The sequence below is a fragment of the Coleofasciculus sp. D1-CHI-01 genome (genome assembly GCF_040218875.1).
Lineage (GTDB): Bacteria > Cyanobacteriota > Cyanobacteriia > Cyanobacteriales > Coleofasciculaceae > Coleofasciculus.
Genome location: NZ_JAVJQP010000071.1, coordinates 1 through 14,168 on the forward strand (window position 1 = coordinate 1; position 14,168 = coordinate 14,168).

Here is a 14,168-nt window from a genome sequence, read left to right on the forward strand (position 1 = left end):
TCACTGACAGCAGAAGCCGCATGGGTAATTTTTAAACCGTGAACCAAACTGCGTAATTCTTCAGCGACTAGCGACGCACCAATTGTGGTGGTATTAGGTAAAACAATTGCAAACTCTTCCCCACCGTAGCGAGCGACTAAATCCACCGAACGTTTGGCACAAAAACGCAAAGCATCAGCTACCCTTCGCAAACAGGCATCACCGGCTTGATGACCGTAGGTATCATTATATTTCTTGAAAAAGTCGATATCACATAGAATCAGAGACAAGGGCAACTCTTCTCGAATCATGCGCCACCATTCATCATCAAGGTATTGATCAAACCGACGGCGATTGGCTACACCCGTCAGTCCATCTAACGTGGCTAAACGTTGTAACTCTCGATTGGCTTGTTCAAGTTTTTGATAAAGCTGAAACTGTTGAATTAAACGCCGTACTCGTTGACGCAAGACGGCTAAGTGAATCGGTTTGGTGATATAGTCAGTAGCACCAACGGCAAAGGCGCGGTCAACGGATTCTGGATCATCGAGATTGGTAATCATTAACACCGGCGTTTGGGAAACTCCCTGTAACCCTTGAGCCTCCAAATGTTCGCTATCGGGTGATGTCTCGTCTTCGTCTGAGAGTTTTTGTAAGTGTTTGCAACAGGTAAAACCATCCATGACCGGCATCAGGGCGTCTAGCATGACCAGATGCGGTTTGAGACGCTGATAAACGTCCAAACCCTGTTCGCCGTTGGTTGCTTCAACAACTTTATAGCCTTCTTTTTCCATGACTCGGCGTAAAAGTTCTCGTATAAACTGGTCATCATCAACCACCAAAATGGTTGGCGGTTCTTCGGGCAAAGAAACTAATTTCATCCTTAAGAATGCTGATATTGCCGTCTTTGGGTCTGTAAGATTAATGTGACCCGTTGATACTCAGCCTCTAGCTGGCAAAAAAAACTGCGCCAGTGCTGCTATGGGATCACCACCCTTGCTTATCTGTTCTAGCATCTGACGAAACGGGTAGATGTTCCTAGTTCCTAAAATCCCATGACTTCAACGTGTCAACTTCATCAATTGAGTCTCTATACGTCTGTTGAGGATAGCTGCAGCATGGATGCCATTAACCTGAGGCATGTTCCAGGGAATGATTGATCACCTCCAAATCGAGAGAAAGAGTATCTTTCCCTACCATAGCCTGAAGCAATTGCCATGTCTCTGGGTGTAATGGCTGAATTGTTAGAGTTGTTGACTGGCTATCGTGAATTTTGCCGGCAGATGCTGTTCAACGAGTCAGATTCAGCACCGTCAGATCAAATGTCTGTAATTAATCGGATACAAAAAAATAATCATTTCTGTACCGATCGCGCGGTGATGACACAAACCAAGCATCAATCCCGGTTCGGGAGTTTAATGCCTAGCTGCGGTGAGTTGACCAAAATCTGGCAGATGCAATATCTCTATTATTATTGCTTGATGTTTAGAGATGATTCAAGTAAGTCAATTCTAGCTCTTTTTCCCAGCTTGGTACTCCCAGCCATTTTCCACGTTGTCTATTGTAGTTTTCCGGGACTGACCATTGAGCCAACCCTTTTCCGGTAATCGCCGTGCCTTTCTTAAACTCTTGGGACTAACGCTGTTGGCAACCCAAGTCCCTGTAACGGCAAACCCCCTACCCCTTCTCAAACCACGACGCCTGAATCCTGGCGATACCGTAGGGTTGATTAGTCCAGCTGGTCTAGTTGACCAAAAGACCCTTGATGAAATCGCTCCCACTTTATCACAACTCGGTTTGAAAACCAAACTGGGAACCCATCTTTTCGACCAATACGGCTACCTCGCGGGTCAAGATGTTGACCGCGCTGCTGATGTGAATGCGATGTTCGCTGATTCCTCTGTCCGGGCTGTGCTGGCAATGGCAGGTGGATGGGGTTGTAATCGAATTTTACCCCTGTTGGATTACGAGCTAATCCGCCAAAATCCCAAAATCATTATCGGCTATAGCGATGTCACTTCACTGCTGTTAGGGATTTATACTCACAGTAATCTGATCACCTTTCATGGACCACTCGGAACATCAACCTGGAATTGGTTCTCAATCCAACATCTGCAACGCATCTTGTTTGATGGGGCAGCAATGACACTGCAAAATCTATTGAGTACTCCTGTGGAAACCATTACCCCCGGTAAAGCAAGGGGGCGTCTGGTGGGGGGTAATTTATCGCTGGTGGCGGCGCTGGTGGGGTCAGACTATTTACCCGATTGGCAGAACTCTATTTTGTTTGTGGAAGATATCCGGGAAGAGGTTTACCGGATTGACCGCTTGTTAACCCAGCTCAAACTCGCTGGAATTCTCGATCAAGTGGCTGGATTTATTTTTGCCCAATGTACAAACTGTCCTGCAGGTGAGGCGAATGAACCATCGCTGACGTTGCGGCAAGTCTTAGCTGACCATATCAAACCTTTGGGGATTCCTGCCTGGTATGGTTCGATGATCGGTCATATTCAGGATAAGTTCACTGTCCCTATCGGTGGAATGGTAGAAATTGATGCGGAGCGAGGCACAATTCGTTTATTAGAATCGGTAGTAATCTGATATATAGCAGTTTAGTCCTGATTGAGGTACGTTATTTGATGGCACGCTGCTGCAAACCGCTGCGCGTCTACATTTGTTGTGTCTGATCCACTTATCCGTCCTGGCTCTAACTAAGCCGCCCGTAACGGCAGATGCTTGGACTTATCTGCTAAGAAACCCATTAGATTGTGCAAAAATGAGTGGCTGACTGGCTGATCGGTCGCTTCTGGATGGAGCGGTGTCGCGATCGCGTCCACAGATTGAGGACAGGGCGTATGCATCATGAAGGGAACTTCTTCGATCAATCCGACTGCCATTAATCGAAAAGCAATCTGCTGTACCGTTTTTACCGAAAGTCTGAGTTGTTTAGCAATTTCCCTCAAGGACACAGTGCCACTGGTATACTCCCAGACTTGAGATTCTAAGGCGTTGAGGGGATAACGAGGGTGTCCTGTAACACTGAGCAACCCCCCATTAACATCAGGTAATTTATCGCTGAGGGCATCCCAATTACGCAAAGAACGTAATCCTAGTAAATTGGCACCTAGGGTGTTTAAGCTCAAACCCGTCATTCCTAACATGGGGAGTTTAACTTCATGGCTGAACTTAAAATGACCTGTTTTGAGTTGAAACAAGGTACAGGTGGGTCGTAAGACTTGGACTTGGAACAACCATTTGATTTGTTGAAGGGTTAACAACCCATGTTCTTGCAGGTATGTACCCAAGGGTTGCTCCTGAGGCAATGACTCACTCAATTGAGTTAACTGACTTCTATCCATCCATTGGCGTTGAGCAATTAACTTAATTAATCCTAGATGCTTTAACTGAGAATCAACTGCCACAATTCGACCGCGATAGACCCAAACATAGCAAACGCCATTGGGGGTGACAGGAGTAGAAACATCAGTATTCACAGTGAGTAAACCCGTATGATGCCCTTTACCAAGGAGCCGAAAAATTTCGGGTAATGAAAAGTCAGTGAGTGAGCCTGTAATACACATTGTTCTTACGTTGATATCAGTTTTGTTATTTAGGATGCAAATAGCAGGGTAACGCCTTCAAAGTCAGCCTGTTTAGCTTGATCCCGAAAAAAAATCTGTAGTTTTTACTACTCTTAGTGTAATCCCTGATGAAAGTTTCATCCAATTGCTTTTTTACTAAGTTATGTTAAGAAAGGAGAATCTTTATTAAAATACAACTCAAAAAGTTGAGCCTTATAACCATTCTCATGTTTTGCCGTCATCCATTTGTACCTAAGACGATTCTTTCTCAGTTAAAGTTTATTTAACATCCTACTGAAGGCAGACAATAGTGAACTACCCATCGCTAACCCTGTCGGGTATAGCGTGGGCTTCTGATCTCACAGGGGATTGCGTCAGCTTAGACTTGCGCCCAAGCTTCGGACTCACATCCCCTCCACCAGCAGCAGTCCTGGTTCCCAAGACCGATAAAATCCTGATGCCTTCTGCTCTGATATTTGCTGAGGCGTTGCCGTCTCTATCGTGGTGAATGCCACAACTAGGGCAAGTCCAAGACCTAACCTCTAGCGGCATCTCACTTACTTGATAATGACAGTTTGAGCAGAGTTTTGAACTGGGAAACCATCTATCAATCTCTACCAATACTTTACCCTCTTTTTCCAGCTTGTAAGATAAGAAATTGACGAACATTCCCCAGCCTACATCAGAGATTGCTTTGGCTAGTTTATGGTTACGAACCATGCCCTTGGTATTCAGACTTTCGACTACTATGACTTGGTTTTCGTCAACTAGCTTTCTGGATAGCTTATGTAAGTAGTCTTGACGGACATTCCTAACTCGTTCGTGAACCCTAGCTACCAGTTTTCTGGCTTTATCTCTTGACTTGCTTCCCTTCTCCTTTCTAGCTAATTTTCGTTGCTTTCTCTTGAGATTGCGCTCAGGTTTGGCTAAATGCCTGGGATTAGCGTATTTAGAGGTCTTGACCCCATCATTGACAATAGCGAAATCCTTTAACCCTAAGTCAATTCCTGCTACTTTACCATCAGTATTAGTCGGTGGTTTATCTCCTTCTAACTCCATTAGTACAGAGGCAAAATACTTACCCGATGGCATCATGCTAATCGTTACTGTCTTGATTGTTTCCTCAATTGGTCGGTGTATTTTAGCTTTGACTACACCAACGCGACCCGGAAACTTTAGGCAACCATCAACAACCTTAACCGACTGGGGATACTGAATAGATTGCTTGTTTTTCTTGGCTTTAAACCTAGGATATTTCGCCCGACGTTCAAAGAAGTTTCGATAAGCAGTTACTAGATTTAATGTTGTTGCTTGTAATACCTGAGAATAACATTCAGATAGCCATTCAGTATCCTCCTGTTTTTTGAGCTTAGGCAAAAATTTGTTCAATGCGGACTGACTCAAGCTTTTGCCCGTCGCCTGGTAAGTTTCAATGCACAGATTGAGCGCACGATTCCACCACCAACGAGCGCAACCAAAGTGTTGAGCTAGTATCTCTTGCTGTTCAGTTGTCGGATACAGTCTAACTTTGACGGCTTGATGTCGCATTGTTTATCACCTGCTCTTACTATTATATACATTCCTAGTAGGATTATTCCGGATTGTTTGTAAATTTCATCTGGATTGACCGATAAAATTTCCTTGGGGGATGTCCATGTATCCCAACGCCAAATCAAAAATTATGGCGTGGGACTTATGGTTCCTCCCCCAAACCCCCACCATCAGTTAAAGATGGGGAAGGTCGGGAAGGTGAGGAAGGTGGGGAAGATAATATTTTGAACTTTTACCCTTCACTTGGTTCGAGGGCATGGCGCGTGAATTAACTCACCATCTCCCTCATCTCCCCTATCTCCCCTATCTCCCTCATCTCCCCTATCTCCCCTATCTCCCCTATCTCCCCTATCTCCTCTTCCCCCACTGCCCTCACCTGGCGCTCGTCACCAATTAGCTCAGAGCAACCGTTGATTGTAGATCCAACAGTTTCGTGCCGCATTCACAACAACATTTATGCGTCGCTGGATTTTCGGTTCCACAGTTAGAACACGTCAGGATAGTGGGTGAAATCGGCTCTGGGTTATGAGGGTGCAACCCCATCATGTCGCTATTAGTATGACCGGGAGCAACCATGGGATAACAGTCCTCATTGCGGGTAACGCGCACATCTACAAGCACTGGACCGTCATGGGCAAGCATTTGAGCGATCGCCTCAGGTAATGCATGACGTTCAGTTACCTTAATGGCATTAATCCCGTACACCTGAGCCAGATTCACAAACTCTGGGGTGCCAACTTCCAGATTCGTCGCTTCATAGCGATCGCCATAGAACAAATGCTGCCATTGGCGCACCATTCCCAGCCAACCATTGTTGAGGATGACAATCTTGACACCAATGCCGTATTGGGCGATTGTACCCAGTTCCTGCATATTCATCTGGAAACTCCCATCACCACTGATACAAATCACCGGTTCTGAGGGGAGAGCCACTTTTACCCCTACAGCCGCAGGCAAGCCAAATCCCATTGTCCCCAAACCGCCACTAGAGATCCAGTGACGGGGCTTATTTTTCAAGAATTGAGCCGCCCACATTTGGTGTTGACCGACATCAGTGGTGTAATAAGCGTGGGGGGATTGACGAGCAACTTCCACAATCACTTCTTGGGGGGAAAGATTCTCCTGGGGATGGGGCAAATCTAAGGGATACTCATCCCGCCACTGTTGCAGGCGATCGCACCACGCTTTCGTCTGGTTGGGATCGATACCATTCCCAAGTTGATGAGAACGCCGCAACAGGTCAATTAACACCTGCCGCACGTCGCCAACAATGGGTACATCAGTGTTCCGATTTTTACCCACTTCCGCCGGATCAATATCGATGTGAATCACCTTCGCCTCAGCCGCAAACTGTTTCGGCAAACTTGCCACCCGGTCATCAAAGCGGGCACCCAAGGCGATTAACAGGTCACATTCACTCACGGCAAAGTTAGCATAGGCGGTGCCGTGCATCCCTAACATTCCCAAAGCCAGGGGATGGGACTCATCAAATGCTCCCTTACCCATCAGCGTCGTTGTCACCGGAATCTGAAAATGTTCCGCCAGTTCCAGAAGTTCTCCCTGGGCACTTGCCGCGATCGCACCGCCACCTACATAGAGTAACGGTTTCTTCGCTGCCCGGATCAAATCTAGTGCTTTGTTAACTTGGTTAGAATTCCCTTTCACCGTGGGACGGTATCCCGGTAGCTTAATCGTACCTGGCTCCACGGGAAAGTAATCAAATTGCTCCATTCCCACATCTTTGGGAATATCAATTAACACTGGTCCCGGTCTACCCGTACTCGCAATGTGAAACGCTTCCGCCACAATCTTAGGAATATCGCGAGCATCATTCACTAAATAGGAATGCTTGACAATTGGCAGCGTAATGCCGAAAATATCAATTTCTTGGAATCCATCCGTACCGATTGCCCCACGGGGAACCTGTCCCGTAATTGCAATCATTGGCACAGAGTCCAAACTCGCCGTGGCTAAACCTGTGACCAAATTCGTGGCTCCCGGTCCGGAGGTTGCCAAACAGATGCCCACTTTACCTGTCGCCCGGGCATACCCGTCAGCAGCATGGGCAGCACCCTGTTCGTGTCGCACCAGAATATGTTGGAGTTCGCCTGCGGCTTCCGCTTGGTAGATTTCATCGTAAATTGGTAGATTCGCACCGCCCGGATAACCGAAAATGTGCTTCACACCATGGCGCTTTAAACTATCAATCAGGGCAAAAGCGCCGGATACACGCCTGACTCTCACAGTTTCAGATTGCACAGCTAGTGCCTCCACTTAAGTCCAACAATTGTATGAGGAACGTTACTAATGAGTGCTAACCCAAAACTGGGTCAGCGGTTTGCTAATTTGGATACATCTTAGAGTTTGACTCAATGATTAGACTTTTATTGAAAGACGGTTTTAATTGTTAATGAACGAATGAACTTTGAGTAAAAATTTTATATTTTTTTAATCTCCTCAATTTTCGAGGGAATTACGAGAACTGGATTAAATTTATAATTTACTCACCAACTCTGTCTTTTAAGCATCTGTTTTATGTCGGCTTCTAGTATTTGAAAGGCAGACAGACTCCGCAGTTCTGAAAAGTCATCGATAAGTTCAGCGATTCGTTGAATCTTCTCTCGCTCTCTGGCGCGAAATTTCTTTAGTCGCCGACCTGTCAACCCACTTGCTTGACGCAGAAGTTGACAAAGATATTGTTTTGGATCAGGTAACTCCTCACATTTAGAGAGGTTTGGCAAATTTAAAGGTTGCTTTCCTCTGGGATTTTCTGCCGCCCTGCGTATGGCAGCTTCGTCAAATAATAACCAAGCTTCTGTCATCCGCACAGGTACAACACAGATAACCGACACAGAAACTGATTCCCTGATCCCCTCAACGGCTTTTTGAATTTCAGCAACTCGTTTCTCACGAGGCTCTTTTTCGGCATCCCTGTGTATAAATAAAAGGTCGCAAGGGTAAAGGTTCAAACTCAATTCAATTCTCTTTGAGTGATCCTGTGGTTGTTGTGGCAAGCGTCGAAAATCAGCCCACTGGGACTGGATAGTACGCGAGAAGTTTACCTAAAGGAACAGTACTTGTATTTTCGGTTTCCGCAACTTTAAGGTGTCGCCAAGTATTCGGTAGACAACTAAAGCGTACCCCTTTAAACCATTGTCCTGACGGTGCTTTTTCTTCCTTCAACTCAGCAACTAAGAGACTATCTTCTGGGACTTGCTGTACAACGGCTGGCGAGTGGGTATTGATGATTACTTGGCGTAGGGGATTGTCCTGATCAACAGGTTCTTCAACATCCGTGGCAATGTCTTGTAAGAGTCTGAGGATCTTCGGAATACGCTCTGGATGAATACCATTTTCAGGTTCCTCCAAGCACAACAAACCTTGAGCTTCTGGGTCTAATTCCAGTACCGCTAACGCCAAAAAACGCATCGTTCCATCTGAGAGCGATCGCGCTGGATGGGTGGTACCATCTCTAGTCGTGACCATTAATGTGAGCAGTTCGCGACGATCATCCCGCTCTATTCCTACCTCCCCAACATCATCGAGCAATTCTGCCAAACGACCTGCAACTTGAGCATAAACCTGCGCTTCGGCTTCCTGATCAGATTTGCGGAGATTTTTTCTCAGCCGTGCCAAATGATAGAGAGTTGAAGCCAGATGAGAGCCATCTGTTCCTAATTTTGTCGGTGCCGTAAATTCGTCGGGTTGTCGTAAAGAAGAAGGTTCTAGCTGTAGTAACTGCCAAGATTGCATTTCCCGACGTGCTAGTAGTGCCGTTGGGCTTTCGGCTGCATTGGTCACAGACAGTACAGTTCGAGGCAGATCAGCTGCTGAGCGAGCTAAGGGTCTACCACTGCTTCCGCCGTCTTGATGGAGCTTAATCACTCGATTTGTCCCCTCACCTTCTGTAGAAATAAAATAAGGGACTCGGCGCTGTCCTTTCACCGCCGACTTGCGCCAAGTTTTCGCCTTGTGATTAAATAGCAGATGCTTAGGGGCATCACCAAGATTAATATGAACTAACTCTTCTTTAAGTAGTTCCAGTGACCCTAATGAGCGGAGACTATCATCTGGTCGATAGGCTAGCTCTATAGAGTAGCGAAGAAAAGTAATACTAGCTTCGGCAGTTTGTCCTAAATCATCAACACCTTCACCTGGCACAATCATCTCAGCTTCAAATGACATCTGTGGAGCATAGTCATTGCCAATCCGATGAAACAGACTACGGACATCTCCTGTCCTACCGCCCTCATCTCGAACAGATAAAGCAGCTTCAATTAGAGGAAGATCGGCTAAGGCTGACAAAAACCTAATCGCATCAAACAAGTTAGATTTGCCTACGCCATTTACACCCGCTACACAGGTAAATGGACTAAAGCGGACATCCACATTAACAAGGTTTTTAAAGCCAGAAACTTTTAGCCTGGTTAGCATTATCTGATCCTATATAGTTTTTGGGAAGCGGCTAGATCCTAATCATTAAGTTGTATACATTTGAGAATCCATCGATTTTAACTTACATCTTTAATCAATTTCAATAAACCAGATAGCGCGAGCCAGGGAAACGCTCGCACTTTGATAGCCTATTGCCAAGAGCAATTTACCACCTAACACCTACCCTAACCTCCTTGAGAAAGGATTGCTATAGTACAGGAAGGATAAATAAATACTGGCATCAGGGGGCAAACCAGGTGATACCATTAGCAGACCTCAAAGCCTTAATTCAACAAACTGAAGCAAAAGGGGGAAGCCAAGACCCGAGTCTGGCGAACTTGTATGCTCAACTCGGACAACTCTATCAAAGCCGACTGGAAAATGGAGAATTTGAGGATTACCAGCACGAACTTGCCCTCGCGGTTGAGTATTTCCATAAAGCGGTTGACCGGCAACGACGATTGGGGTTAGACACTGACTTAGCGACAACGCTGAATCATCTGGCGGAACTATACAGAACCCAAGGACGCTACGACCAAGCCGAACCGCTTTATCTGCAAGCCTTAGACATAAGGAAACGTAACTTAGGAGATAACCATCCTGATATTGCCACCAGCCTCAACAACCTAGCACGACTCTATCACTCTCAGGGACAATATCCCCAAGCCGAACCGCTTTATCTGCAAGCCTTAGACATAAGGAAACGTAACTTAGGAGAGAACCATCCCGATGTCGCCATTAGCCTCAACGATATCGCCGCCCTCTACTTTTTCCAAGGACGCTACGAGGAAGCCGAATCTCTTTATCTGCAAGCGTTGGATTTAAGGAAACGCAGCTTAGGAGAGAACCATCCCGATGTTGCTACCAGTCTTAACAACCTCGCCTTACTTTACTTCTTACTGGGACGCTATGACCAAGCCAAACCCCTTTATCTGCAAGCCTTGGAACTGAGGAAACGCTTACTGGGAAGGAACCATCCCGATGTCGCCACTAGCCTGAATAATTTGGCAGAACTCTACAGAACCCAAGGACACTACAAACAAGCCGAACCCCTCTATCTGCAAGCCTTGGAAGTGATGAGACGCTTGTTGGGGGATGAGCATCCGGATGTGGCGACTAACCTGAACAATCTAGCTGCACTTTATTTCTGCCAAGAACGCTACGACGAAGCCGAACCCCTCTATCTGCAAGCCTGGGAAATCAGGAAACGCTTATTCGGTGATAATCATCCCGATGTGGCACAAAGCCTCAACAACTTAGCCGGACTCTACTTCTCTCAAGGACGCCAGGGTGAAGCCGAACCTCTCTATCGCCAAGCCTTGGAAATCTGGCAACGTTTATTGGGTGATAATCATCCAGATATCGCCACGAATCTGAATAATTTAGCCTTACTCCACCACTCCCAAGGACAGTACGAGGAAGCTGAACCTCTTTATCGCCAAGCGTTGGACTTAAGGAAACGGTTATTTGGTGCGAACCATCCTGATGTAGTGACCAGCCTAAATAACTTAGCATTGCTCTACCATTATCAAGGACGCTACGAGCAAGCCGAACCTCTTTATGTGGAGGTGTTGGATGTGGGTAGACAGTTCTTAGGAGAGGAGCATCCCGATGTTTTAACCAGCCTGAATAACTTAGCCGTACTCTATAAAAATCTCGCCGAACTTTATTCCACGCAGGGACGCTACGATGAAGCCGAACCTCTCTATCTGCAAGCCTTAGAGTTGCGGAAACGCTTACTGGGAGATGAACATCCAGATGTAGCCCAAAATCTGAATAATTTGGCAATACTCTACTTCTTTCAAGGACGTCATGACAAAGCCAAAGAGTTCTATTCCCAAGCCTGGGAGTTAGGAAAACGCTGGCTAGGGGATGAGCATCCAGATGTGGCACAAAATTTGAATAATTTGGCAGGACTTTATTCGTCTCAAGGAGAATATGAATTAGCTGAACCCCTTTATGTCCAAGCGTTGACAATTTGTGAAGAACGACTCGGCGCTAATCATCCGACTACAGCAACAATCCGGAAAAATCTCGATGATCTGCGTGCGGCGATGGGATAATCAGTCAAACGCTTGAGTCAGGGCGATGGGGGAGCTGGGGGAGCTGGGGGAGCTGGGGGAGCTGGGGGAGCTGGGGGAGCTGGGGGAGCTGGGGGAGCTAGGGGAGCAGGGGAAGCTGGGGGAGCTGGGACACCCTCGCACAGATAAAGGAAATCGACAGACAGCTAAAGAGAATGTACCCTATAGGAGTGGGTGTTGCTGCCAAACGCTCCGAATCAGGGATAACTCTTGTCGAATGTGCTTAGGATTGATTCGGATTAACGCGATTCACAATAACTTTGTCATTTTTTTTAGGTGAACTCGACTATAAACTCTTAAACACAACGAACATGAACCCAAAGCACTGGAATTTGGGCATAAGCTGCATAGTCTTAATGTTCTAGAGTATGGCAATCGTCAAAACCGATGAGGTTCACCGAATCGTTCAAGAGCGATTACAAGATTGGAGGTTAATTTCATGATGACGGAGTTGTCTGACCCGACGGTTGATAATGAAAAAACGTATGGCGATTTACTGACAGCGATTCAAGCCAGTCAAGGTAAGTTGAGTGTAATCCTAGCGGTTTGTGATGATATCCATTTTCGCAACCAACTGATTGAACGCTATGAAAGCGAACTCGCCACCTCTATGCGATCGCATCGCGTTATCTTGGTTAAGGATGACCCGAACCTGAGCCGCGCCATTACTGAACTTGTCCAAACCGATGACGATTTACGTCAGGGGGGAAACGCCGTTGTCACCGCGACGGGTGCTGAACAACTTCTCTGGCTCAAATTCGACGCCCAGCATTCAGAACAGGAAATTTTTTTCGCCTCCTTACCAGAAACCCAAGACGCCTTATCCGCCTTGGCTTGTCCACTTGTACTGTGGCTAACTCACCAACTAGAGAGTCAGCTAAGTCAAAACGCCCCAGAGTTCCAAAATTGGTGTCAAGCCGTCTTTCGCTTCCACTCCCAAAAAACAACCGCTATTCCCATTCAAAACATTGAGCCATTCCGCCATCTTATCGAAGAAAGCGACGCTTGGGATCAAAATGTATCAGTCTTTCCCGTCGCAGATCTCAACGCATTGATTGAGTACACCAAAGCCAAACGCGGCGTCAACGATCCGAATTTGGCAACCTTATATGCTCAAGTCGGACACCTTTATCAACGGCGCTTAGAACAGGGTGAATCTCTAAATTATCCCCAAGAACAAGCCTTAGCCGTTGAGTATTTAAGTCAAGCCATTCAGCTAAAAAAAGAACTCGGGCAAGAAACAAGCTTAGCCGAAACGGTGAATAATTTAGCCGAACTCTACAGACTGCAAGGATGCTACAGGGAAGCTGAACCTCTTTATTTAGAAGCCTTAGAACTCAGAAAAAGCTTGTTGGGCGATGCTCATCCTGATGTCGCCACCAGCCTCAACAACTTGGCAAAACTTTACCAGGCTCAAGGACAGTATGCCGAAGCCGAACCTCTTTATCTGCAAGCCTTGGACTTGAGGAAACGCTTACTGGGTGATGATCATCCAGATCTCGCTCATAGTCTCAATGATTTAGCCACCCTCTATTTTTGTCAAGGACGCTATGAAGACGCCGAACCCCTTTATCTGCAAACCTTGGACTTGAGGAAACGTAATTTAGGCGAGGAGCATCTGGATGTGGCAACCAGCCTTAGTAATCTAGGCTTACTTTATCATTATCAAAGACGCTATGAAGACGCCGAACCCCTTTATCTGCAATCCTTAGACATCGAAAAACGTTTGTTGGGCGAAGAGCATCCAGATGTTGCCACAAGCCTGAACAATCTCGCCGCCCTTTATAAGTCCCAAGGGCGCTACGAGGATGCTGAACCCCTTTATCTACAAGCCTTGGACTTGCAAAAACGCTTATTGGGAGACAACCATCCCGATGTCGCCACGAACCTCAACAACCTAGCCGCCCTCTACTTCTCTCAAGGACGCTACGAGAAAGCTGAACCCCTCTATCTTCAGGCGTTAGACATCAGAAAACGTTTATTGGGAGAGAACCATCCTGATGTGGCACAAAGCTTGAATAATTTGGCAGGACTTTATTTCTCTAAAGGACCCAATAATAAAACAGAATCGTTTTATTTGGAAGCGTTAAATATTCGGAAACGTTTGTTGGGAGAGAACCATCCTGATGTGGCAACTAGCCTGAACAATTTAGCGTTACTCTATCATTATCAGGGGCACTATGACAAAGCCGAACCCTTCTATCTACAAGCCTTACATCTGAGAAAACGTTTATTTGGAGATATCCATCCTGATGTAGTAACCAGTATGAATAATTTGGCATTACTCTATCATTATCAAGGACGCTACGAGCAAGCCGAACCCCTCTATCTCCAAGTCTTGGAACTCGGTAAACGCTTATGGGGAGAAGATCATCCCGATGTCGCGCTCAGTTTAAATAATTTGGCAGCCCTTTACAAGTCTCAAGGACGGTATGAACAAGCGAATTACTTAATGTCTAAGCTGTGGAATTGAAAATCGTCATTCGTCATTTGTCATTGGTCATTGGTAAGAGTTTGAGGGTTATTTACAGAACTTAATATA

At 46.2% G+C, this 14,168-nt stretch carries 11 protein-coding genes; 5 read left to right on the forward strand and 6 right to left on the reverse strand.

The window, feature by feature from the left end; translation table 11 throughout:
• A partial coding sequence (locus RIB93_RS12825) for a GGDEF domain-containing response regulator (protein ID WP_446373151.1) occupies positions 1-860 on the reverse strand: 860 nt, incomplete at its 3' end.
• A gap of 336 nt (positions 861-1,196) precedes the next feature.
• On the opposite strand from RIB93_RS12825, the gene RIB93_RS12830 reads away from it, so the two are divergent.
• Together RIB93_RS12830 and RIB93_RS12835 are read left to right on the forward strand one after the other, a co-directional pair.
• Positions 1,197-1,586: a hypothetical protein gene (locus tag RIB93_RS12830; RefSeq protein WP_446373152.1), complete on the forward strand. Its 390-nt coding sequence runs from the start codon at positions 1,197-1,199 to the stop codon at positions 1,584-1,586.
• Positions 1,564-2,580 carry a S66 peptidase family protein gene (locus RIB93_RS12835; protein ID WP_446373153.1) on the forward strand — a complete coding sequence of 339 codons (1,017 nt, stop codon included), beginning with the start codon at positions 1,564-1,566 and terminating at the stop codon, positions 2,578-2,580. The genes RIB93_RS12830 and RIB93_RS12835 overlap by 23 nt, the downstream gene beginning before the upstream one ends.
• Positions 2,581-2,690: 110 nt before the next feature.
• On the opposite strand, the gene RIB93_RS12840 is transcribed toward RIB93_RS12835, so the two are convergent.
• The 5 genes from RIB93_RS12840 to RIB93_RS12860 form a co-directional block, all read right to left on the reverse strand.
• A complete protein-coding gene (locus RIB93_RS12840; RefSeq protein ID WP_446373154.1) occupies positions 2,691-3,560 on the reverse strand; it encodes a DUF4388 domain-containing protein in 870 nt (289 codons plus the stop codon).
• A gap of 315 nt (positions 3,561-3,875) precedes the next feature.
• Positions 3,876-5,108, reverse strand: coding sequence for an RNA-guided endonuclease InsQ/TnpB family protein (locus RIB93_RS12845; protein WP_446373155.1), 1,233 nt, complete (start codon positions 5,106-5,108; stop codon positions 3,876-3,878).
• 396 nt (positions 5,109-5,504) lie between these two features.
• On the reverse strand, positions 5,505-7,370 hold the full coding sequence (ilvB, locus tag RIB93_RS12850; RefSeq protein WP_446373156.1) for a biosynthetic-type acetolactate synthase large subunit: 1,866 nt from the start codon (positions 7,368-7,370) through the stop codon (positions 5,505-5,507).
• Positions 7,371-7,615: 245 nt separating this feature from the next.
• Positions 7,616-7,963 (reverse strand): hypothetical protein, encoded by a 348-nt coding sequence (locus RIB93_RS12855; protein ID WP_446373157.1) that lies wholly within the window; start codon positions 7,961-7,963, stop codon positions 7,616-7,618.
• A 172-nt stretch (positions 7,964-8,135) separates the two neighbouring features.
• Positions 8,136-9,545, reverse strand: a complete 1,410-nt coding sequence (locus RIB93_RS12860; protein ID WP_446373158.1) for an AAA family ATPase — start codon at positions 9,543-9,545, stop codon at positions 8,136-8,138.
• A 257-nt stretch (positions 9,546-9,802) separates the two neighbouring features.
• Here RIB93_RS12860 and RIB93_RS12865 point away from each other — a divergent pair, with 257 nt between their 5' ends.
• From RIB93_RS12865 to RIB93_RS12875, 3 genes are all read left to right on the forward strand, one after another.
• Positions 9,803-11,608: a tetratricopeptide repeat protein gene (locus tag RIB93_RS12865; RefSeq protein WP_446373159.1), complete on the forward strand. Its 1,806-nt coding sequence runs from the start codon at positions 9,803-9,805 to the stop codon at positions 11,606-11,608.
• A 12-nt stretch (positions 11,609-11,620) separates the two neighbouring features.
• Positions 11,621-11,755 (forward strand): hypothetical protein, encoded by a 135-nt coding sequence (locus RIB93_RS12870; protein ID WP_446373160.1) that lies wholly within the window; start codon positions 11,621-11,623, stop codon positions 11,753-11,755.
• Positions 11,756-12,065: 310 nt separating this feature from the next.
• A complete protein-coding gene (locus tag RIB93_RS12875; RefSeq protein WP_446373161.1) occupies positions 12,066-14,099 on the forward strand; it encodes a tetratricopeptide repeat protein in 2,034 nt (677 codons plus the stop codon).
• Positions 14,100-14,168 lie beyond the last annotated feature (69 nt).

Bases quoted from the DNA above. Each gene is read 5' to 3' on its own strand.
- RIB93_RS12830 (WP_446373152.1), top strand. From the start codon at position 1,197: ATGTCTCTGGGTGTAATGGCTGAATTGTTAGAGTTGTTGACTGGCTAT.
- RIB93_RS12840 (WP_446373154.1), bottom strand. From the start codon at position 3,560: ATGTGTATTACAGGCTCACTCACTGACTTTTCATTACCCGAAATTTTT.
- RIB93_RS12845 (WP_446373155.1), bottom strand. From the start codon at position 5,108: ATGCGACATCAAGCCGTCAAAGTTAGACTGTATCCGACAACTGAACAG.
- RIB93_RS12860 (WP_446373158.1), bottom strand. From the start codon at position 9,545: ATGCTAACCAGGCTAAAAGTTTCTGGCTTTAAAAACCTTGTTAATGTG.
- RIB93_RS12875 (WP_446373161.1), top strand. From the start codon at position 12,066: ATGATGACGGAGTTGTCTGACCCGACGGTTGATAATGAAAAAACGTAT.